The sequence below is a fragment of the Mediterranea sp. ET5 genome (genome assembly GCF_023337025.1).
In the GTDB taxonomy this organism is placed as follows: domain Bacteria; phylum Bacteroidota; class Bacteroidia; order Bacteroidales; family Bacteroidaceae; genus Phocaeicola_A.
On record NZ_JAMBLN010000030.1, the window covers coordinates 1 to 21,062 of the forward strand.

At 52.1% G+C, this 21,062-nt stretch carries 18 protein-coding genes and 6 tRNA genes; 10 read left to right on the plus strand and 14 right to left on the minus strand.

Annotated features, from left to right (window positions below):
* Positions 1 to 161 precede the first annotated feature (161 nt).
* Complete coding sequence (locus M3087_RS13585) at positions 162 to 944, plus strand: EFR1 family ferrodoxin (RefSeq protein ID WP_022383931.1); 783 nt, start codon at positions 162 to 164, stop codon at positions 942 to 944.
* On the opposite strand, the gene M3087_RS13590 is transcribed toward M3087_RS13585, so the two are convergent.
* From M3087_RS13590 to mtaB, 3 genes are read right to left on the minus strand one after another with little or no spacing between them, the layout of a single operon-like run.
* Entirely contained in the window at positions 936 to 1,586 is a 651-nt protein-coding gene (locus M3087_RS13590; RefSeq protein WP_249096589.1) for an HAD family hydrolase, read from the minus strand. The two genes, M3087_RS13585 and M3087_RS13590, sit on opposite strands and share 9 nt — an antisense overlap.
* Entirely contained in the window at positions 1,583 to 2,635 is a 1,053-nt protein-coding gene (locus M3087_RS13595; protein ID WP_022383933.1) for a glycosyltransferase family 2 protein, read from the minus strand. The genes M3087_RS13590 and M3087_RS13595 overlap by 4 nt, the downstream gene beginning before the upstream one ends.
* Entirely contained in the window at positions 2,628 to 3,950 is a 1,323-nt protein-coding gene (gene mtaB / locus M3087_RS13600; protein WP_249096593.1) for a tRNA (N(6)-L-threonylcarbamoyladenosine(37)-C(2))-methylthiotransferase MtaB, read from the minus strand. The genes M3087_RS13595 and mtaB overlap by 8 nt, the downstream gene beginning before the upstream one ends.
* 313 nt (positions 3,951 to 4,263) lie before the next feature.
* Here mtaB and M3087_RS13605 point away from each other — a divergent pair, with 313 nt between their 5' ends.
* Positions 4,264 to 4,467, plus strand: coding sequence for a hypothetical protein (locus M3087_RS13605; protein WP_106484537.1), 204 nt, complete (start codon positions 4,264 to 4,266; stop codon positions 4,465 to 4,467).
* A gap of 217 nt (positions 4,468 to 4,684) precedes the next feature.
* On the opposite strand, the gene M3087_RS13610 is transcribed toward M3087_RS13605, so the two are convergent.
* The 5 genes from M3087_RS13610 to M3087_RS13630 all read right to left on the minus strand — a co-directional run bounded on the left by M3087_RS13610 (position 4,685) and on the right by M3087_RS13630 (position 9,237).
* Complete coding sequence (locus M3087_RS13610) at positions 4,685 to 6,214, minus strand: DUF5723 family protein (protein WP_249096595.1); 1,530 nt, start codon at positions 6,212 to 6,214, stop codon at positions 4,685 to 4,687.
* Positions 6,215 to 6,531: 317 nt separating this feature from the next.
* Positions 6,532 to 6,619, minus strand: a tRNA-Ser gene (locus M3087_RS13615).
* An 85-nt stretch (positions 6,620 to 6,704) separates the two neighbouring features.
* Complete coding sequence (locus tag M3087_RS13620; RefSeq protein WP_249096623.1) at positions 6,705 to 7,487, minus strand: TatD family hydrolase; 783 nt, start codon at positions 7,485 to 7,487, stop codon at positions 6,705 to 6,707.
* A gap of 8 nt (positions 7,488 to 7,495) precedes the next feature.
* Entirely contained in the window at positions 7,496 to 8,470 is a 975-nt protein-coding gene (locus M3087_RS13625) for a polyprenyl synthetase family protein (RefSeq protein WP_106625753.1), read from the minus strand.
* A 56-nt stretch (positions 8,471 to 8,526) separates the two neighbouring features.
* Positions 8,527 to 9,237 carry an energy transducer TonB gene (locus M3087_RS13630; RefSeq protein ID WP_249096598.1) on the minus strand — a complete coding sequence of 237 codons (711 nt, stop codon included), beginning with the start codon at positions 9,235 to 9,237 and terminating at the stop codon, positions 8,527 to 8,529.
* A gap of 172 nt (positions 9,238 to 9,409) precedes the next feature.
* Between M3087_RS13630 and cmk the strand changes: the two genes are divergently transcribed.
* Both cmk and M3087_RS13640 read left to right on the plus strand, forming a co-directional pair.
* Complete coding sequence (cmk, locus tag M3087_RS13635) at positions 9,410 to 10,099, plus strand: (d)CMP kinase (RefSeq protein WP_022383939.1); 690 nt, start codon at positions 9,410 to 9,412, stop codon at positions 10,097 to 10,099.
* Positions 10,096 to 11,004 (plus strand): 4-hydroxy-3-methylbut-2-enyl diphosphate reductase, encoded by a 909-nt coding sequence (locus M3087_RS13640; protein WP_022383940.1) that lies wholly within the window; start codon positions 10,096 to 10,098, stop codon positions 11,002 to 11,004. The genes cmk and M3087_RS13640 overlap by 4 nt, the downstream gene beginning before the upstream one ends.
* A 105-nt stretch (positions 11,005 to 11,109) precedes the next feature.
* Here the strand turns inward: M3087_RS13640 and M3087_RS13645 are convergent, their stop codons facing one another.
* The 4 genes from M3087_RS13645 to M3087_RS13660 all read right to left on the minus strand — a co-directional run bounded on the left by M3087_RS13645 (position 11,110) and on the right by M3087_RS13660 (position 17,340).
* Positions 11,110 to 13,182: a hypothetical protein gene (locus M3087_RS13645; protein WP_249096602.1), complete on the minus strand. Its 2,073-nt coding sequence runs from the start codon at positions 13,180 to 13,182 to the stop codon at positions 11,110 to 11,112.
* Positions 13,183 to 13,834: 652 nt separating this feature from the next.
* A complete protein-coding gene (pfkA, locus tag M3087_RS13650; RefSeq protein WP_249096604.1) occupies positions 13,835 to 14,815 on the minus strand; it encodes a 6-phosphofructokinase in 981 nt (326 codons plus the stop codon).
* A gap of 254 nt (positions 14,816 to 15,069) precedes the next feature.
* Positions 15,070 to 16,167, minus strand: coding sequence for a methylmalonyl Co-A mutase-associated GTPase MeaB (gene meaB, locus M3087_RS13655; protein WP_022383943.1), 1,098 nt, complete (start codon positions 16,165 to 16,167; stop codon positions 15,070 to 15,072).
* A gap of 99 nt (positions 16,168 to 16,266) precedes the next feature.
* Positions 16,267 to 17,340 carry a DUF1573 domain-containing protein gene (locus M3087_RS13660; RefSeq protein WP_249096608.1) on the minus strand — a complete coding sequence of 358 codons (1,074 nt, stop codon included), beginning with the start codon at positions 17,338 to 17,340 and terminating at the stop codon, positions 16,267 to 16,269.
* Between the two features lie 139 nt (positions 17,341 to 17,479).
* On the opposite strand from M3087_RS13660, the gene M3087_RS13665 reads away from it, so the two are divergent.
* From M3087_RS13665 to M3087_RS13685, 5 genes are all read left to right on the plus strand, one after another.
* A complete protein-coding gene (locus M3087_RS13665; protein WP_249096610.1) occupies positions 17,480 to 17,899 on the plus strand; it encodes a hypothetical protein in 420 nt (139 codons plus the stop codon).
* A 228-nt stretch (positions 17,900 to 18,127) separates the two neighbouring features.
* Positions 18,128 to 18,202: transfer RNA gene (locus M3087_RS13670), tRNA-Val, on the plus strand.
* Between the two features lie 8 nt (positions 18,203 to 18,210).
* Positions 18,211 to 18,283 (plus strand) — tRNA-Gly (locus M3087_RS13675).
* Between the two features lie 9 nt (positions 18,284 to 18,292).
* Positions 18,293 to 18,364, plus strand: a tRNA-Thr gene (locus tag M3087_RS13680).
* 31 nt (positions 18,365 to 18,395) lie between these two features.
* Positions 18,396 to 18,468 (plus strand) — tRNA-Trp (locus M3087_RS13685).
* Positions 18,469 to 18,555: 87 nt separating this feature from the next.
* Here the strand turns inward: M3087_RS13685 and M3087_RS13690 are convergent.
* Together M3087_RS13690 and M3087_RS13695 are read right to left on the minus strand one after the other, a co-directional pair.
* Positions 18,556 to 19,773, minus strand: coding sequence for an ATP-binding protein (locus M3087_RS13690; RefSeq protein ID WP_249096613.1), 1,218 nt, complete (start codon positions 19,771 to 19,773; stop codon positions 18,556 to 18,558).
* A gap of 204 nt (positions 19,774 to 19,977) precedes the next feature.
* A tRNA-Lys gene (locus M3087_RS13695) sits at positions 19,978 to 20,053 on the minus strand.
* 234 nt (positions 20,054 to 20,287) lie between these two features.
* Between M3087_RS13695 and M3087_RS13700 the strand changes: the two genes are divergently transcribed.
* On the plus strand, positions 20,288 to 20,959 hold the full coding sequence (locus M3087_RS13700) for a MarC family protein (protein ID WP_022383315.1): 672 nt from the start codon (positions 20,288 to 20,290) through the stop codon (positions 20,957 to 20,959).
* Positions 20,960 to 21,062: the final 103 nt, after the last annotated feature.

The window sequence follows — 21,062 nt, forward strand, 5'->3', positions numbered from 1 at the left end:
AGAAAAGGGGAATTATAACATTTCCGTCCAGTAAATACTCCAAATGGCTTTCAGAATGACAAGTCGTCCGTCTGTCTTTCTAAAACCGAGAGGAACGGAAGGAACTTGCGAATCTGCATGAAATCTCTATTTTTGCAGCACGATCTAATCCTAACAAACTTATGATATTTTATTTCTCCAGCACCGGAAATTCAAAGTATGTGGCAGATTATCTCGCCCGACAGACAGGGGAACGCCTGATTGACGTCAGCAAGGCAGGACTCAAGCAGGAATGGAAGTACACACTGGACAAGGATGAAAGACTGGGATTCGTGTTCCCGATTTATGCCTGGGGACCACCATCCCTGGTTCTAAAAGTGATTAAAAGACTGGAAATTGAAGGAGGGGAAAGAGCCTATTGCTACATGGTCTGCACGTGTGGCGACGACACAGGGTGCACCACTGCCCTCTTCCGTCGGGCATTAAAGGCGAAAGGGTGGAAGCTCTCCTGCGGATTCTCACTGGCCATGCCGAACACGTATGTGTGTCTGCCGGGCTTCGATGTTGACAGTGCGGAAATGGCGCAAGCCAAAGTGGATGCCACACGCAAGAGGTTGCCGGAAGTCTGTCGCATCCTACAGGCAAAAACAGAAAATCACTTCGAGGTAAACCCGGGGAAAATGCCGCGCCTGAAAAGCTACGTGCTGCGTCCGCTGTTCAACAGATTTCTCGTCAGCGACCGTCCGTTTCACAGCAACGAAGCATGCAACGGATGCTCCCTGTGCCAGAAGTTATGTCCGGTAGAGAACATCCGAATGAGCGAAGGGCATCCCCAATGGCAGGGACGGTGCATCGGCTGCCTGCGATGCTACCACCGTTGTCCCCAGCATGCCATTGAGTATGGGAATCAGACCCGTAAGAAGGGGCAGTATTTCTACCGCCGCACTTCTGAGCGTTCAATCTAGGAAGTCCAGGATATCGGCAGCACGACGGGCGATGTAACGCGGACGGTATGCCTGCAGTTCTTCCACCGGACGGAAGCCCCAGGTGACGCCGACAGCATCGACCCCGGCATTGAGTGCCGTCTGCATGTCCACGTTGGAATCGCCCACATAGAGTGTTTCAGCGGAAGTTGCCTGAGCCGCCTCCCGACTTTGGTTCACGATTCCGGCATCCGGCTTCGTCGGTACTCCTTCCCGCTGTCCCAGGACGGAAACGAAAAGAATCTCCGGGAAATAGTAAGCCACAAGTTTCTCCGTCGCTGCCTGGTACTTATTGGATGCCACAGCCAGCTGCACCCCACGTCGGTGTAAAGCCTGCAACAGCTCGGGGATGCCCGGATAGGGACGACTCAGGTCGGTATTGTGTTCATTATAATAAGGTACAAACACGGAACGGATGCGCTCTATGTTTTCCGGTGTACGTGCATTTTCCGGAAGGGCACGTTCGAACAGTTTAAAGATGCCGTTACCTACAAAATAGTTATACGCCTCCACGGGATGGGTCGGAAAGCCGAAAGCCTCCAACGCATGGTTGGTGCTCGCCGCCAGATCGGCAATGGTATTCAGCAACGTCCCATCCAAATCAAAAACAACCAATTTCTTCATTTTCTTTTTGTTTGTCTCATTACTTTTGTAAATGTATTCTTTCGACGGACATAAAAAGCCCAAAGAAGACTGCCCGAAATGCGTTCCGGGACAGTAGCCAACAAGGCAGCCTGTCGGTTCTCCTTCCGCGAAGCCTCAAAATCGGGAAGCATCTGCTTGAAATCACGTCTTGCCCGGAACACAGCCTGCGCACTGCCCCGCTCCCCTTTCAAAAGGAAGGTAAAGGCTGCCAGGTAATCCAGCCACCTGCGGACACGCATCACCGGACCCAATTCCTCCTCGGAAAGGTTCTTGTAGAGCATCAGCAGGTTGTTGCGGAAGTTCAGATAGGTCTTCCGGGGATTCTCCTTGTTCAGGGTGGCACCTCCCACATGGTAGACCCGGCTTTCAGGCACACAGGCAATGCCCCGTCCGCGACTACGCAGACGCCAGCAGAAATCAATCTCTTCCATGTGTGCGAAGAAGCGTCCGTCAAGTCCTCCAACCTTCCAATAGTCTGCGGCACGCACCATCAGTGCAGCCCCCGTCGCCCAGAAGAGGGAACCGACGGTGTCATATTGTCCGCGGTCCTCTTCCACCACGGACATGACGCGTCCCCTGCAGAAAGGATATCCATAACGGTCCAGGAAACCTCCGCAGGCACCGGCATACTCAAACATTTCCCGTCCCTGCTCTTTGGCATGATAGCTCAGGAGCTTCGGTTGGCAAGCCGCCATTTCGAGATGGGTATCCATGTAAGCCAACAAGGGGTCCAGCCAGCGGGGAGTGACTTCCACATCGGAATTAAGCAAGAGGTAATACTCGGCGTCCAACTCGCGCAAGGCACGGTTATAGCCGTCCGCAAAACCATAATTCCGGTCCAGCAGCACCAGACCGACGGAAGAGAACTCCTCGCGCAACATTTCCACCGACCCGTCCGTCGAATGATTGTCGGCAACAATCACTTCGACACCTTCCAGACGGGAATAGCGCACGACGGAAGGAAGGAAACGACGCATCATCTCCTTTCCATTCCAGTTCAATATCACAACAGCCAGTTTACTATGCATCTTGAATCGAAGCTTTTAATGCAGTACCATCTTCATTGAAATCGCCCAACTGCACCCGCACAAGCCGGTTGTCCCAGTCCGGGTGTGCCTCTGTCTCCACACGGATGTAGTTGGCGGTAAAGCCATGCATGGGCATCCCCGGCTTCGGCTTTTCCAGGAGCACCACTGCCTCCTGTCCCCGGTGACGTGCATAAAACGCCCGGGTCTTCTCATCGGAAAGAGCCAGCAGACGTTGACTGCGTGCATGCTTCTCCTCGGGAGTCACCACATAATCTATTTTCAACGCCTGCGTACCGGGACGCTCGGAGTAGCTGAATACATGGAGCTGGGTCACATCCAGGCTGTCAATGAAGCGATAGGCATCCTCAAAAAATTCCGGAGTCTCCCCACGTGTACCGACAATGACATCCACCCCGATGAAGGCATCCGGAATGACCGAACGGATTTTGGCTATCTTGGCGGCAAACAGGGAGGTATCATAGCGGCGGCGCATCAGTTTCAGCACCTCATCGGAACCGGACTGCAACGGAATGTGGAAATGGGGCATGAAAGCACGGGAACGGGCTACGTATTCGATGATTTCATCCGTCAGCAGGTTCGGCTCAATGGACGAGATGCGATAACGCTCGATGCCTTCCACTCGGTCCAACGCCTTGACGAGGTCAAAGAAGGTTTCACCGGTGGTCTTACCGAAATCACCGATATTCACACCGGTAAGTACGATTTCCTTGCCGCCTTCAGCCGCCACCTTGCGTGCCTGTTCCACCAACTCATCAATGCTCCCGTTACGGCTCCGTCCGCGTGCAAACGGAATGGTGCAGTAGGAACAGAAATAGTCGCATCCGTCCTGCACCTTCAGAAAGTAGCGGGTCCGGTCGCCCCGGGAGCAGGAAGGCGAAAAGGTACGGATGTCCGTCGTTGCGGAAGCGTGTGCCACCCCCTTCTCCTTCTTCTCCAACGTTCCCAGGTAGTCAAACAGATGTCCCTTCTGCTCTGCCCCCAGCACCAGGTCTACCCCTTCGATGTCCGTCACTTGTCCCGGTTTCAACTGGGCATAACATCCCGTGACGATGACAAAAGCGCCCGGATGTTCCTTGACCAGCTTATGGATGGCCTGGCGGCATTTCTTATCGGCCGTCTCCGTCACAGAGCAGGTGTTCACCACACAGATGTCTGCCTTTTCGCCCTTTCGCACGGTACGGACGCCCGCCTCTTTCAACATTTTGGCTATCGTGGAAGTTTCAGAGAAATTGAGTTTGCAGCCTAACGTGTAATAGACTGCCTTCTTATCGAGAAAAACAGTTGTATCAATCATAACCTTCTTGTTATTAGGGCGGCAAAGTTACGTATTTCTTCCGGATAATCATAGCTACCTTATAAGGTAAGGTCCATGACCGGCGCACATCTTCCGAAGCCGACGGGACAAGTCAGTCCGGAGTTGTTCTATTTCGTCTTCCGGACAAGAAGTCAGGGGAATTATCCCTATTGATTGTCAGTCCCTTATAAAAAAATCACATTTTCCTCAAAAAAAAGTGCTCACAAATGATACAACCTATATGAAAAGCCCCTATCTTTGCAACGTTTTAGAAAAGCAATTGATTGTTTTACAGATTTAAAAAGCAAAGAAAATGAAAAAATTGGTATTTGTATTCGTAGCTTTCGCAGCTATCTCTTTCGCTTCTTGCGGAAACAAAGCTGCCAACACAACAGAAGAAGTAGCTGCTGACACTGTAGCAACTGAAACTGTAGAAAACGCTGCTGTTGATTCAACTGCTGCCGTTGCAGATTCTACCGCTGCTGTTGCTGACTCTACTGCTACGGTTGCTGAATAATTTATTCAACACTGAGGGAATTGAAAAGTCTGAGGCCTTATGTACTTCAGACTTTTTTTATTGATAATTCTTATTTCATTATATATTATCCAACCTTTTTACCTATTTCTTTTTAATACTATTAAAACAAAGTCCCTTTTAACAAAGGCTATTCCGCAAACACAACGGAATAGCCTTTTTCATTTTATTCTCAACGGACTGTTTCAGTCCATCTTTATCAGTCCGCGCAACAAGTCGCACGCCTCTTACCCAACGGCACCGAGATGCCGACGAAAGCGTTCACGCTGTTCGAGTTCTTACCCAGAAACATATAATCGGTCCCTACAAATACGGGTCCCAGCTTCAGTCCCACTCCGAATGATTTTCCCAATGACTGGATGGCCGAATAGCTGACCGTGGCATTCAGCCACTCCTTCGGACGGTAGTTGGCGGAAAGGGTCAGCTCCGTCAGCGCATCAGGTTGCACAAAACGGGTGGTCGACAGCAAACCGACAGACAAGGTATTGTGGAAGAACCCGTATTCCGCGCCCAACACCAACGTCGACAACAGACGGGAACGACGGGAATCGGTGACGGATTCACTTCGCAACTCCAGCAAGTCATAGGCCAGCATCTCTCCCCCACTGACACGGTTCATGTAATTTTCCGCATCCGTCAGCAAACGGTTGACATTGTTGCGGATTGCGTCCACACTTCCAGCAGGGTCATTCACATCAATCCCTTTCAGGTAGTCTGCTCCATGCATGTGTATGTCAGAGCCTCCCGTGGTGGCTACCTGCGTAGAGCCTTTGGACCAACTGATGAATCCCAGATCGAGCACGGCAGCCGACAGCGTCAAGTTGTCCGTCAGACGGTAGGAAGCACCCAAGTCGACACCCAATCCGTAACCCGCAATACCCAAATCGCCCGTTTCGAACTCGGCATCATTGATATAGCCTTCCGGAGACTCCAGCAGATTCAAGCCCTTGAAGGAGGATTCCAGACGGGCATCCAGTGACAAATCAGCATGATAATCGGCAAACTCATTCACCAGGCTTTCCACATCGGCAGAAGTCAGTGAACCCATCTGCTGCAATTCGGCAATGCGGGCATCGCTCGGCAGACTGGCATCCAGGCTGACCCGGTTGAACTTCAGGTTCAGATTACCGATGCCCAACAGGAGTTTGACCCGTCCACCCACAGAGAGCCGCTCGTTCAGCTGACGGGCATAGCTTAGCCCGACCTCGGCATACGCATTGATGTCAAGCTGCTGACCACTGATGTCATAACGGCTGTTCCGCCAGTTATCAGCTATCTGGTCCATCTCGTTGAGAAAAGTAAACATCGACCGTGTCAGCTCCACTCCGACATCCGTACGCAGCCCCACATTGAACGACCAGAAGTTGCGTCCGCGAAACCAGCCCGCAGACAGGATATCCGTATGAACATTCAGGTTCAGCCGGTTCTTGTCGTCCAGGCTGTTCAGAAACTCGGGATTGTTGTAGAAACCCTCTTCGTCTTTCAGAATACGCTTGATATCCTCATAGCCCAAGGAGTTGGAGCCGACCTGCGCATTCAGCGACCCCACAACCGGGATATTGAAGAAACCGCGCGAAGGTGTCAGTGCCGGATTCAGCTGCATCCGGTAATGCGAACCCTCCATGAAATAAGAGGTACGGAGAAACTGTGCGTGTGCAGTGACGCCTGCTGTCAGAAGGACGGAAAGTACTCCCACTTTCAGTCCAGGGAAACGTCCGGTTCTTTTCATGCTTATACTCTTTATGGATTACACTATCTACTAAACACCGCTAAGTTAACATATTCTTCCTAAACAAGCCATGCAACCCCATAACATTCTTATGACTTTACCGGATTCAGTACAAGCCTCATCCCCCTATACATCGTGACGGGTCAAGTGCTTGCCGCACCTGACCCGTCAATCTGATTACCAATTAGAAGCAAATCACAACTATATATAAGTATAGCTTTAAAAAGCATCTGCCGCACCGATTGGTCCCACTGCGGCAGCGTCCGTCTACAAAAAAAGTCTGAGCTCCTTGCGACGGGAAACTCAGACTTGCTGTGCGGAGAGAACGGGATTCGAACCCGTGATACGCTTTTGACGTATACACGCTTTCCAGGCGTGCCTCTTCAACCACTCGAGCACCTCTCCTTGGGTTGAACAGCCTCTCTTCCGAAAGACGGATGCAAAAGTAGTAAGAAAGTTTCAAACTACAAGCATCTCGCGCCGTTTTTTTTCACGAACGGGCTATACGAAACATGCGAAGGGCATTTTCCGTAGTCACACGGGCAGCCTCTTCCAACGGAACTTCGTAGATATCCGCCACCTTCTGTAAGACATCTTTCACATAGGCACTTTCATTCCGTCCGCCCCGATGGGGAACAGGAGCCAGGTAGGGAGAATCGGTCTCCACAACCAACCTTTCGAGCGGCACGCGTGACTTCAGCACCGCAGGCAGGACAGCTTTCTTGAAAGTCACCACCCCATTGATGCCCAGCAGGAAATTGTCAAACGACAACCATGCCGACACATCGCCGTCATCTCCCGTGAAACTGTGGAAGATGCCCCGCAACGGGGTATGGCGGTATGGCTCCAGGCACTCCATCAGCTCTGCAAACGCCTTACGGCTGTGAATGACCAGCGGAAGGTCATACTCCAACGCCCAACGTATCTGCGTGTCGAAGGCTTCCATCTGCTCCCGACGATACGTCGTGTCCCAATAGAGGTCCAACCCGACCTCGCCTATGGCAATGTAAGGATTGAGCTGCCTGAGCAAAACCTCCATCGTCCGCAAATCATCCCGGAAGCTCTCCGTCACCGAAGTGGGATGCAGCCCCAGCATCGGGTAACAGACACCGGGAAACTTCCGGCAAGCTTCCAGCAGGGCATCAATCGTCGTGCCGTCAATGTTCGGCATGAACAGCTTTTCCACTCCAGCCGCCCGGGCACGTTCCACGGTCGCCTCAAAGTCGTCGGCAAACTCCTCGACAAAAAGGTGGGTATGAGTATCGACTATCATCGGAATCATCAGACGTTACGGTGCATCAGTGAGGCGACATAGCCCTTCAATACTTCCTTCCGCTCGTCGGATACCTGCACGGAGGTCAGGATGCGTGACGCCTCTTCAAAATAGGAAGCAATCTTGCGGTCGCAAAGTTCGCGAATGCCGATGGCATCATAGAGAGCCGTCACGGCGCGTACCTTCTCTTCCGGATTGTAGTCCGTCGCCTCCATCCAGTGCTGCAGTTCGGCACGTTGTGCCTCGTCAGCCCGCAACAGGGCATTGATGAGCATGTAGGTCTTCTTGTTGCAGAGGATATCGCCGCCTATTTTCTTACCGAAGACTGCGGGGTCGCCATAGACATCCAGGTAATCGTCCTGCAACTGGAATGCCAGTCCCACCTGGATGCCATAGTCATACAGCCGGTCGGCATCTTCCGCCTCCGCTCCTCCCAGGAGTGCTCCCATCTTCAGGGCAGCCGCCAGCAGGACGGAAGTCTTCAGCCGGATCATCTCGATGTACTCGTCTTCCGTGACATCGTCGCGTGTCTCGAACTCCATGTCATACTGCTGCCCCTCGCCAATCTCCAGGGCGGTCTTGCTGAAGAGGTCCAGCACTTCCTTCAGCCGGGCATCGTTGTTCCGTATCAGCTGCTGATAGGCCAGCACCAGCATGGTGTCGCCCGACAGGATGGCGGTGTTGTCGTCCCACACCTTGTGCACCGTCGGCTTGTTGCGACGCATGTCGGCACGGTCCATCAGGTCATCATGAAGCAAGGTATAATTATGGTATGTCTCCAGACCGACGGCAGAGGGCAGGATGGTATCCACATCGTCCCTGTAAAGGTTGTACGCCATCAGCATCAGCACCGGACGCAGGCGCTTTCCTCCCAACGAGAGTACGTATTGAATGGGTGCATAAAGCCCCTCGGGGCGACGGGAATAGTGCCAGTCCGCAATGTACCGGTTCACTTTGTCCGACAGTTCTTTGGTTGTAAACATCATATCTTCTGTTTTTGGGGTTATTCTTTCATCAGGCTCATCATGGAACGAAACCGTCAGCGCAAGCGGAAATCAACGGGGATGACATAGAGAAAGCGCACCGGCTTCCCGTTCCTCCGACCGGGTTGCCAGGGAGGCATCAGCTTCACCACACGCAAGGCTTCGGCATCCAGTGCCGGCGACACACCTTCCAGGACCCGGAAATCCGTCAGTTTCCCGTCGGCCTCCACAATGAACTGCACCAGCACACAGCCACGCACCTTTCCGCTGACGGCTGTCGAAGGATAGCGCACATGTCGGGACAGGAATCGCATGCAGGCAGCATCTCCCCCCGGGAAATGGGGCAACGTGTCGGGCTGGACCACTGCCGGGGCTTCTTCCTCGGCCTTCGGGAGCTCTGCCAGCTCTTCTTCCTTCTCTTTCCGGGTCAGCGGCACCGGACGCAGGGCATCCTGTATCAACTGACGCACATCGGACTCGGTCGCATCTGCCACCGCCTCCACATGGTCAAAATCAGTGGCCACAACCTGCTCGGGCTGAGGAGATTCTTCCGGAACATCCAAAGGTCTCTCCATCTCCACCGGAGGCAGACTGACTTCCATCGGCAATGCCGGGAGTTCCACCGGAGGCAGTACGACGGGCTGGGAAGAAGGCGTCTTCCAACGGAAGGCAACGACCACAACCGCCAGGACTACCACCAGCCCGATGGCGAAGCGGAAGCCCCTGCCTCGCTCCAAATCTGCTCGCGATGATTTCTTCAGTTCCATAAGACAAAAGTACTTCATTTTGCCTAAACTCCGAAAATAAAGAAAGGCTTATTCACTTTTTATCTCTACCTTTGGAGCCTTGATTTTAAACCGACGCCGGAGCTGTCCCGTCCGTCCCGACAAAGCGGGAAACGGACCATGCACCGGCGTGCATCCCCTAATAAACAGAGACATGAAAAAGATAACCATCGCTATCGACGGCTTCTCCTCTTGCGGCAAAAGCACCATGGCAAAGGACCTGGCAAGAGCCGTCGGCTACATCTACATCGACAGCGGCGCCATGTACCGCGCCGTGACCCTCTACAGTCTGCGGAAAGGCTATTTCACCCCGGAAGGCATCGACACCGAAGCCTTGGAAAAGGATATGCCCGCCATTGACATCTCCTTCCGCCTCGACCCGGAGACCCACCTTCCCCAAACCTGTCTCAACGGCGAGAATGTCGAAAGGGAGATACGTGGCATGGAGGTATCCTCGCACGTCAGCCCGATTGCGGCATTGGGATTCGTGCGCCGGGCGCTCGTCCGTCTGCAACAGGAAATGGGAAAGGCAAAGGGAATCGTCATGGACGGACGCGACATCGGCACGGCGGTGTTCCCGGACGCGGAACTGAAAATCTTCGTCACGGCATCGCCCGAGATACGTGCCCAAAGACGCTATGACGAACTGAAGGCAAAGGGACAGCCGGCAAGCTACGAGGACATCCTGAAGAATGTACAGGAACGGGACTACATCGACCAGCATCGCGAGGTAAGCCCGCTGCGGAAGGCGGACGACGCCCTGCTGCTCGACAACAGCCTCCTGACCATCGAGGAACAGAAGGCATGGCTACTGGAACAATTCAAACGAGTGACTGAAGGATGAAACGAATCGAAATAGACAAGGGCTCGGGCTTCTGCTTCGGCGTGACAACCGCCATCAAGAAAGCCGAAGAGGAACTGAAGAAGGGAGGAACCCTCTACTGCCTGGGCGACATCGTCCACAACGGACGGGAGTGTGAACGGCTGAAACAGATGGGACTCATCACCATCAACCACGACGAGTTCCGCCAACTGCACAACGTGAAAGTGCTGCTGCGTGCCCACGGCGAACCGCCAGAAACGTACGAGACGGCACGGAAGAACGGCATCGAAATCATCGACGCCACCTGTCCCGTCGTGCTGCAACTGCAGAAACGCATCAAAAAGGAATATGCCGCACCTGCCGAACAGGAAAAGCAGGTTGTCATCTACGGCAAGAACGGACATGCCGAGGTGCTCGGTCTGGTGGGACAGACGGAAGGGAAAGCCATCGTCATCGAATCGCTGGAAGAGGCAAAGAAGCTCGACTTCACCAAAGACATCCGCCTCTACTCCCAGACAACCAAGTCGCTGGATGAGTTCAACCAGATCACCGAATACATCCGGCAGCACATCGCACCGGGCGTCACCTTCCAGTCATCCGACACCATCTGCCGCCAAGTGGCGAACCGCATGCCGAACATCCGCGACTTCGCCAAGCAGCACGACCTCATCTTCTTCGTCAGCGGAAAGAAAAGCTCCAACGGCAAAATCCTGTTCAACGAGTGCAAGAAAGTAAACCCCAACTCCTTCCTCGTGGACGACCCCGAAGAGATAGACTTCAGCCTGGTGGAACACGCCGACACCATCGGCATCTGTGGAGCCACCTCGACCCCCAAATGGCTCATGGAGGCATGCCGGAAAGCCATTGAGGAAAAGACCGGAGGCACTGTAAATGAGATGACAGCCCCGGATGCAGGCAACCAGTAAAACCAGGGAGCCAATAAATTAAGGAGACGAGTCGACGGGTAAACAAGTGCCATAGCCTTGCGTCCCCGTCAACTCGTCTCCTGGTCAACTAATGCGTTGTTCGTCTTACTTGAGAACCACGGTGTAGGTCTTCACCTTGCCATTGTAGTCGAACTTGACTACCGCCTTGCCGTTTCTGGCATCGGGCTGAGTGACTTCCACCTTCACACGCGAATCATTGGAGGAAGCCTCCACCTTCGGAACATCCGTACCGTCAGCCGGAAGGGTGTACTCAACAGCATATTGGTCGCAGCCCACATAACCGTTTTCGTTGGTCGAGCGCACCGGTATCGTGGGAAGTTCCACGCTCTGTCCGTCCACCTTGATTTCTACGGAAGGCACAGCCGGGTAGTTCAACTCACTGCCCTTCTTGCTGAAGCCCACACCCTGCAGTGCACACAGCTCGGCACCAGCATCGCCTTCAGCAACCAGGTAGATGGCATGCTTCTTGTCCAAGCCGTCCACAGCATCGGCAACGTCGACCGTGTAACGCGTCACCTCATGAGCCGTCCCAGCCGGTACGGTAATCTCGGCAATCTTCTTGCCTTTCCACACCTCGTTGTCCCACGGACCATCCAACCAGACAGCCACCTTGAACGAAGCATCGGTCGACGGTTTCAGGAAGAGGTTGAACGAAGTCCCGTTGCCAGCCTTCACACCTTCAAACGGTTTCAGACCCTTCTGTGCCTGTGCCAGCCCTCCGAAACCGAAGTATTTGAAACCGACGATGTCGCCACTCTTCATCACGACAGGCATGTTGTTGTCCCAGATGTCCCAGGAATCCTGCATTGCCTGCCCGTTCGACAGGTAGCAGGCGTATCCGGCAGAGTAATATTTATAAGGAGGCATACCGTAAATCTGGAAACCTTCCGAAGTCACCTCGGCACCGGTGTACGTATCCCCGTTGCTAGCCTTTGCCTGCCAGATGCTGTCGGCAGCATACGGATCGTATCCGTGGATGGTCACCTTTCCACCTTCTGCCACCGGCTTCTCATCCCACTCGATAAGCACCGGAGCCACCATTGCCTGACGGGCGAAACCGAAGCCCCGTGGCGGACGGTGATAGAACACATACCATTGTCCATTGATTTCCTGCAAGCTTCCGTGTGTGTTGTGGGCAGCATTGGTGATCTGCAGACGGCTGCCATCCTCATTGAGCACCACGCCGCGGGAATCCACCAGGACGCCTCCGCTTCTCCACGGACCCAACGGTGTATCACCAAAAGCATAGCGCAGGGTGGAGTTCGTATTGCCCAAACCATACTCCGGACCGGAATAACCGGAGAAAATCATCACATACTTGTTGCCCACCTGACGGATGGACGAAGCCTCAAAGAAGTTGAAGTCCTTCGGATTCTGCTCCTTGTACAGAGCCGGATAAGTCGTTCCCTTCGGGTCGCGGATTTCGCCTTCGGGCGTACTTGCCGGGATGAAGTAAGGGATAATCTCAGTTCCGGGGCGGGCGGAATACATGGTATTCTGGTCAAGCTGTGCAGCCGACGAACGTTGGAAACCCCAGAAGCCATAGGCACGGAATCCGGTTGCATAGTCCGGGTCGTTGGCGTCGGTGATGTTTTCCACAAAAACGGACGGGTCAAAACCGAAGATGCTGCCGGGTACGGTCTGCTTGCCATCCTCCGTCAGATTGACCGGCGTAAACGGTCCGTCGGGACGGCTACCCTTGCAAACCATTGCCTCGCGTCCGGCACCACGGCTGTGAGGATAGAGATAATACTCTTTCGTTCCATCTTTCCTCTTGATTTCCACCAGGTCAGGAGCAAACATCACATCCCATTGCCCATCCACCTGATAGGTGAAGATAGGACCTTCGTCCCTCCAGTCGGTCAGGTCTTCCACCGGAGCCGACCACATGCGGATGTCTGGTCCGCAATATTCCGTATAGCGCAAATCGTGCGAACCAATGATGTACGCGCGGAACTTCCCGGGATTATCCGGGTCTTCAAACACACGCGGCTCCCCGTCGGGAAGGTGTTCCCACAGGGGCAGATAAGGATTGCCCGTACCGATGGTATCTGCTACATTTTCTTTACTCACCTCTGTCGTGGCACAGCCAGCCAGTGTCAAGGCTGCCGCAAACAGAACGGTGCATCTCGTCTTAAAGGTCATACTTTTCTTCATGGTGTTATTTTTACAATATCAGTTAGTTCCGTGTGATTATAAAGAAACTAAAAGACAGCAGAGTAAAGCCTGCCCAGCATTTTGCACCTCGTGGGCGGTTTTACAATAAAGTCCTTTATCATAGGGTTTTAGGCTACTAAAGTAGAAAAAACAGACGAAACTATCAAACTTCCGTGCACATTTCGTCATCCTCTCATCCGTTCCCCCGAAAATTCCCAACTACCTGGCAAATGCCTGTTGAGAGAAGCAGTTTCGTGTTTACAGTTGTCCGACGGATGGAACCTAAGAGTTTGCTCTGCCAAACACATGCGTTTGACTCACCAAACACAAGTGTTTGACCTGTCAAACTAATTAGTTTGACAGATGTAAGTATCATACCTGTCCTGGAAAGGTATTATACTTAGGCCCCCTAAGTATTATACTTAGCCAGCCTAAGTATTATACTTTGGTCTATCAAACTACTATGTTTGTCAGGTCAAACGCTTGTGTTTATCCGGTCGAAGACTTGTGTTTGCCCGGTCAAACGCAAATGTTCGAAATGTATATCAAAAATGCAATGAGCCCCAAAAGTCCGCTAAAAGACTTTTGGGGCTCATTGCAATTACGACACACCCTCTTCCGATTCAGTTGGGGCGTCTTGTGTCCGGTGCACTCAGATGCACAGCTGACGCAGCATGTCGATCAGTTCGGGCTTCACCTGCTTGTCGTTCTTGATGGCGCGGGTGAAGGGGACGTAGACGATTTCATCACGCACGATGCCAATCATCACGTTACGCTGGTCCTCCAGCAGGGCATCTACCGCAGCAGCACCCATCCGGCTCGCAATGATGCGGTCATGTGCCGTGGGACTTCCTCCGCGTTGCAAGTGTCCCAGGATGGAGACACGTGCGTCGTATCCCGGGAAGTCCTTCTTCATGCGCTCCACCATGTCAAGCGCACCTCCCTTGCTCTTGCTCTCGGCAACGAGCACAATGCTGCTGTTCTTTGATTTGCGGAAGCCACGTTTGATGAACTCTTCCAACTGGTCTTCCTCCGTGATGTATTCGGGGATGATTGCCGCCTCGGCACCTCCGGCAATGGCACCGTTCAATGCCAGGAATCCGGCATCCCGTCCCATCACCTCGATGAAGAACAGACGCTCGTGGGAAGTGGCCGTGTCGCGTATCTTGTCAATCGCCTCGACAATGGTGTTCAGTGCCGTATCATAGCCGATGGTCGTATCGGTGCCAAAGAGGTCGTTGTCGATGGTGCCGGGCAATCCGATGCAAGGCACGTTGAACTCCTGTGCGAAGATGCGTGCACCCGTCAGTGAACCGTCTCCTCCGATAACCACCAACGCCTCGATGCCCTCCTTCACCATGTTGTCGTAAGCCACCTGACGCCCCTCGGGAGTCATGAACTCGGCACAACGTGCTGTCTTCAGGATGGTTCCACCGCGTTGGATGATGTTGCTGACACTGTCTGAATACAATTCTGAAATCTCGTTCGTCACCAGTCCTTTGTATCCTCTGAAAATACCTTTTACCCGAATACCTTTCGAGATGGCCGCACGGGTCACGGCCCTGATTGCCGCATTCATTCCCGGGGCATCACCTCCGGAAGTCAAAACTCCAATACAATTAAATGTTCCCATAATACCTATTTGAATTCAGGGCGCAAAGGTACGAATTTATAAAATGATAAAAAAGACGGCGGAAAGCCAAATGCGACCAGCTTTTCCGAAATGCTTACAGTTTGTATTCTTTTAGGAGTTGTTAAGCCTCAACAGGTGGTTCACCGGCATACACCTGTATACAGCAAGACAGCGCCCTCCTGCCGATGGACATACCGTTCGGCAAGAGGGCGCTGTGATGTTCTGACGGCGTCAGCGTATCAAAACTCTGTGTTTCATTTCATTTCTTCAAAATAGGCGTCGAGCAGCTGCTTGGCGGCAACGAACGACGTCAGACCGCCTGTCAGCACCGCCTGCTCCTTGCGGGGCAACATGTCGGCAATCTTCGGATTCTGGTAGAAGCTGTTGCGGAGATGCTCGTTGATGGTCTCATACATCCAGTATTTCGCCTGCTCGTTGCGCCGGTACTCGAAGTAGCCGTTCTCCTTGACAAACGCTATGTAGTCGTCGATCATCTTCCAGATTTCCGCGATGCCCAGTCCGTAGAACCCCGAATAGGTCAGCACCTGAGGCGTCCAGCCACTTTCGGGAGCAGGGAACAGATGGAGTGCATTGCGGAAGTGGGTGGCTGCCAGCCTGGCCTTCTCGATGTTGTTACCGTCGGCCTTGTTGATGACGATGCCGTCCGCCATCTCCATGATGCCACGCTTGATACCTTGCAACTCGTCTCCGGTCCCTGCCAGCTGAATGAGCAGAAAGAAGTCGACCATCGAGTGGACGGCCGTCTCGCTCTGTCCCACGCCGACTGTCTCCACAAATATCTTGTCGTATCCGGCAGCTTCACAGAGGATGATGGTCTCGCGCGTCTTGCGTGCCACACCACCCAACGAACCGGCTGACGGGCTGGGACGGATGAACGAATTCGGGTGTACGGAGAGTTTCTCCATGCGGGTCTTGTCCCCCAGGATGCTCCCCTTGCTGCGTTCACTGCTCGGGTCGATGGCAAGCACTGCCAACTTTCCGCCCCGTTCAAGTACATGCAGTCCGAAGACATCGATGGAGGTACTCTTGCCGGCTCCCGGCACACCACTGATGCCCACACGTACGGAGTTTCCCGAATAAGGCAGACACTTCTCGATGACTTCCTGCGCCAGCACCTGATGTTCCGGGAGCGTGCTTTCCACGAGTGTCACGGCACGGCTCAATATGGTCACATCGCCTTTGAGGATGCCTTCCACATAGTCGGCAGCCGTCAATTCCCGCCGACGCACACGGGTACGCTTCTTCAGGTAAGGATTGATGATGGACGGCTTTTCGATACCTTGGTTCACGGTCAAGCCCTTGTAGGCTTCGTCATTCTCGGGATGTTCCATAAGCATAAACGTTTTAACAGGTTAGGCACTTTAGTTCCGCCTACGTCCGACGTTCCAGTCGGCAAGAAGCGGGGACAGTTGCCGGCAAGAGGACCGGCTTTATTTCTTCACTTTGATTTTGATTTCACTCTTCGGATGGCGCGGGTCGTTGGTAATCATCATCACACGCGGCGTATGCTCCAGGTGATTACGCAGGTATTTGGCGTTGACCGTGATGCGCATCTTCACCGACTTGCCCGGTTCGATCGTCTGCTTCTTCACGCTGACGTTCAGTGCCGGGTTGGTCACCTGGAGGTCTTGGAGCATCAGTGTCGAACGTCCTTCGTTGGAGATGGTTACCGTTCCCTTCAGTGTCTTCTTGTCTCCCATCGTGCCCAGATCGAGTTCTTCATGAGACAGACGGATGACCGGTGCATTAGCCTTCTGTGCAGCCGTCAGTCCGGAGAAGTCGGGCAGCAGGACAGAAATCAGGCTGAGCTGGTTGTCTTCGCCGACGGTATCACCCGGATAGCGCGACAGATAGACGGAAGTTCGGTTGATGCCCAGGAAAGGCGCCTTGTCACTGTGGAACGTCAGCCGCACGATACCACCTTCCCTCGGAGCCAGCTTCTCAGGAACAGCCTCCGCCTCGATGTAGGAAGGCAGGTGCATCAGTACAGGCGTGTAATCCTTCGACGAACCGTTTGCCACCTTCAACTCAAACACCGGATTGTCGCCCTTATTGGCATCCTCAAACTCGATGTGGTCGGTGTCAATATGAATGCTACCTATCTGAATGGGGTAATTGCGCGAATAATCCACAATCTCCGAGCTGACCATTCCAATCATGGAAAGGCTGACAGGTTTAGCCGTGGCATTGGAATAGATACGGACGAATTTATGGAAGTGCCCCAACATGCGTGCATCGAACGTGGCTTCCACCACGGCGGTCCGGTGCGGACGTACGGGCTTCTTGGTCCACGACGAGACGACGCATCCACAGGAAGTTTCCACTTTATGGATGACCAGCGACTTATTTCCGGTGTTTGTAATGACAAATTTCGCCGTGGCAGGCTGCTTCCACATAATGGCTCCAAAATCATATTTCTCTGTATCAAACGAAAGTTTCGGCTGTGCGCTCACGCCTAAAACAGCCATCATCAATATGCTAAGTGTCAATAACGTGCGTCTCATTTCAAGTCTTTTTATCTAAAATCTTTAGACAAAGATAGGAAATTCACGTCATTTCAGTGCTTTTCTACACAATTCTTTTGTTTAGGTACAGTTTTTTATCCTACCTTTGCCCTGTACACCAACAAACATAAAGAGCACTATGATGACAAAATTCAAATTCTACCTACTTTCCATTCTGGCTGTCATCAGCCTGACGACCCTGACATCCTGCGAAACCGACGAAGACATCGGATACGGTCTGGCAGGAGCATTCGGTCAGACATGGTACGGTGACTTCGGTTCCAGCGATGCGTATGGCGAGCCTTTATACAGTGAAATCATGTTTATGGCAGGGCGGTATGACAACGCCGGTACCGGATGGGAACGTACCTATTATCAATATGACGGTGCTCCCTGCTACAGCGACACCTTTGACTGGGAAATCGTGAATGGCGTCCTATACCTTTATTTTACTTACCAAGGTGAGTGGCGCATCTATGACTATTATGTAGGCAACCGCGTCTTCAAAGGCTACCGGGATGATTTTCCCTTTGAGCTTTATCTCGACCGCCGCTGGTAAAGACTCTTCCACGCCTCATTCCAACCAGACAGGGCACTAAGAAGCAACAGGCTGATACCCACTTCTTAGTGCCCTGTCTTTGTGTTCCGGCTCTCCCTTTGCGTCCTTTTCCTGAAGAACTATTTGCACATTCTTTTGAAAAAATCCTCACATGATGCTTGCAGATGTGGAATTTTGTCGTACCTTTGCAACCGCTTTCGAAGAGATGAGCAATCATCATGAACGAAAGGGCGTTTAGCTCAGCTGGTTCAGAGCATCTGCCTTACAAGCAGAGGGTCGGGGGTTCGAATCCCTCAACGCCCACCCGATTTGCGGAAATAGCTCAGTTGGTAGAGCACAACCTTGCCAAGGTTGGGGTCGCGAGTTCGAGTCTCGTTTTCCGCTCATCATCCTGCTGTTATAGCTCAGTGGTAGAGCACTTCCTTGGTAAGGAAGAGGTCACGAGTTCAAGTCTCGTTAACAGCTCAACACATAATCACTGTTTTTCCTTCTCCACACGGGAATAGCTCAGTTGGTAGAGCATCGGTCTCCAAAACCGAGTGTCGGGAGTTCGAGCCTCTCTTCCCGTGCAGACTTGATGAGGATGCGTCCGAATGACACATCCTCTTTTTATTTTCTACTCCCTGCAAATAACGCACAAGATTGCTTTCCGGATGCTACCAATTCTCGTCCGTCAGGAAATCAGCAATGTGCCGGTGTCTTACCCCCTCTATGTTGTCCTGCCAAACATCATCCATACTCACAACAAATTTGGGATAATGATCGCTAATGTCAAGCAAAGGAGCAAATTCGCGCTCCACCGTTGCGTCCGATTCCATCCGATAGGTTACCTGGACGTAAATCTTTTCATCCCTGCGGATGCCTACGAAATCGACTTCACGACTGTCCTGCTTTCCGATAAATGTATCATATCCACGACGCTTCATCTCCCAATAGACTATGTTTTCCAACGCACCCGAAATCATCCGGTCTTTATAACCCATCACGGCATAAACCAGCGACAAGTCGCTGACAAAATACTTCTCATTGGTCTGCAACTGTTCTTTCCCCTTGATGTCGTAACGAGGTACACGCTGGATGATGAACGCGCCCTGCAAGGCATCCAGGTAATTATAAACAGTATTGATATCCACCCGACGTTGCTGACTCTTGAAGTAGTCGGCAATATTCTTTGCGTTGAGCCGGCTGCCGATATTATCGAACACGAAGCGTACCACCCGTTCCAGCAATTCCACGTTGCGGATACCGTGCCGCTGTACCGTATCGCGCAAGATGACGGAAGAATAGATGTCATATACCAGCTTATAAATCGATTCGAGGCTGTAATCGCCCGTATGAACGGCCGGGAAACCTCCCATACGAAGGTACTTCTGAAACTCTTCCCTCAATACGTCCTTGCTGTCCGAATTCATGCCGTGAAACAACAGATATTCATTGAAGGACAACGGCATGATATGAAAACTGACGTACCTGCCTGCCAGATAGGTGGACAACTCGGAGGAAAGCAACCGGGAGTTGGAGCCGGTTACATACACATCCACATCCCAATCCACCATGAAAGAATTGACAGCCTTCTCCCAATCTTTCACTTCCTGTATTTCATCCAACAAGATGTATACTCTTCCACTGGTCTTTTCCACTTTAGTCTTGATATACAGATACAAGGCTTTTGCATCAGCGATATCCATCCATTCAAAACTCTCAAAGTTCATATAGACAATACGCTCTTCTGTAACTCCCTGACGCTTCAGTTCTTCTGCAATCAGTTGCAACACAACCGACTTTCCACACCGACGGATACCGGCTATCACCTTGACAAACGGACGATTCATGAAGGGGTGGATTTGATTCATATACAGTTCTCTTTCTATCATGCCACTTGTATTTATGATTACACCTGCAAATATAGCGCATATCTATCTATTGTTTATGGTTATACCCATAAAAACATTGTTTCCAATGCAAGTTGTACGGCATATAAAGTGATTGCAGAATTCGGCTGATGGCGAGAATGTTCGTACCGGGCGTAATAAGAAAAGCCGCTGATAACGGTTAATTATCAGCGGCTTTCATTCTTTTGGTGATCCGCCTGGGGCTCGAACCCAGGACCCCAACATTAAAAGTGTTGTGCTCTACCAGCTGAGCTAGCGAATCAAACCTTTGATGCATTCATTTCTGAATTGCGGTGCAAAGGTAGAGACTTTTTTGGAATATACAAGCGAATTATATGTTTTTTAGCAGGATTTATGCACTTTCTCTCTTTATGAGTGTTGACTCGAATGAAGAATTGTTATTTTTGGCGCGTCAATCAGAGCCGGATTCATCCACCGTATGCGAGGACTCAAAACGGCTCTTAACCAGGTACCAATCACTAAAACAAGAAAACGTATGGACTCACTACTTCCATTTGCCTTATTGTGTTTCACTTCATTCTTCACGTTGACCAACCCGCTGGGCACCATGCCTGTGTTCCTTACCATGACACAGGGAATGAGCAAAGACGAACGACAGCGCATTGTGAAAAGAGCGACCATTATCTCATTTCTTATCCTGATCGTATTCACTTTTTCCGGACAGTTCCTGTTCAAGTTCTTCGGTATCTCCACCAACGGCTTCCGTATAGCTGCCGGATTCATCATCATCAAGATTGGCTATGACATGCTGCAGGCACGTTACACGAATGTCAAACTGAAGAACGAGGAAATCCGTACGTATGCCAATGACATCTCCATCACCCCACTTTCCATCCCCATGTTGTGTGGTCCGGGTGCAATAGCCAATGGCATCATGCTGATGGACGAGTCTACATCGTGGAGCATGGTTGCCATACTGGTCGGCATCATAGCCCTTGTCTATCTGCTGACTTATTTTATCTTGAAAGAATCGACCCGCCTGGTAGACCTGATCGGAGAAACCGGCAACAACGTCATGATGCGATTGATGGGACTCATCCTGATGGTCATTGCCGTAGAATGTTTCGTCAGTGGAGCACGCCCCATCCTGATCGACATCATCCAGTCCAGCCTGCCCGACATGCTTCCGGCAGGAGCAGCACAATAAACCGGAACACACTAAATCCCCTCCCCCTCCTTACGTACTCCCGCGTAATACCTTGCTCGAAAAGGCAGGAAGGAGATGCGTATGGAGGGAGGGGAGGTATACA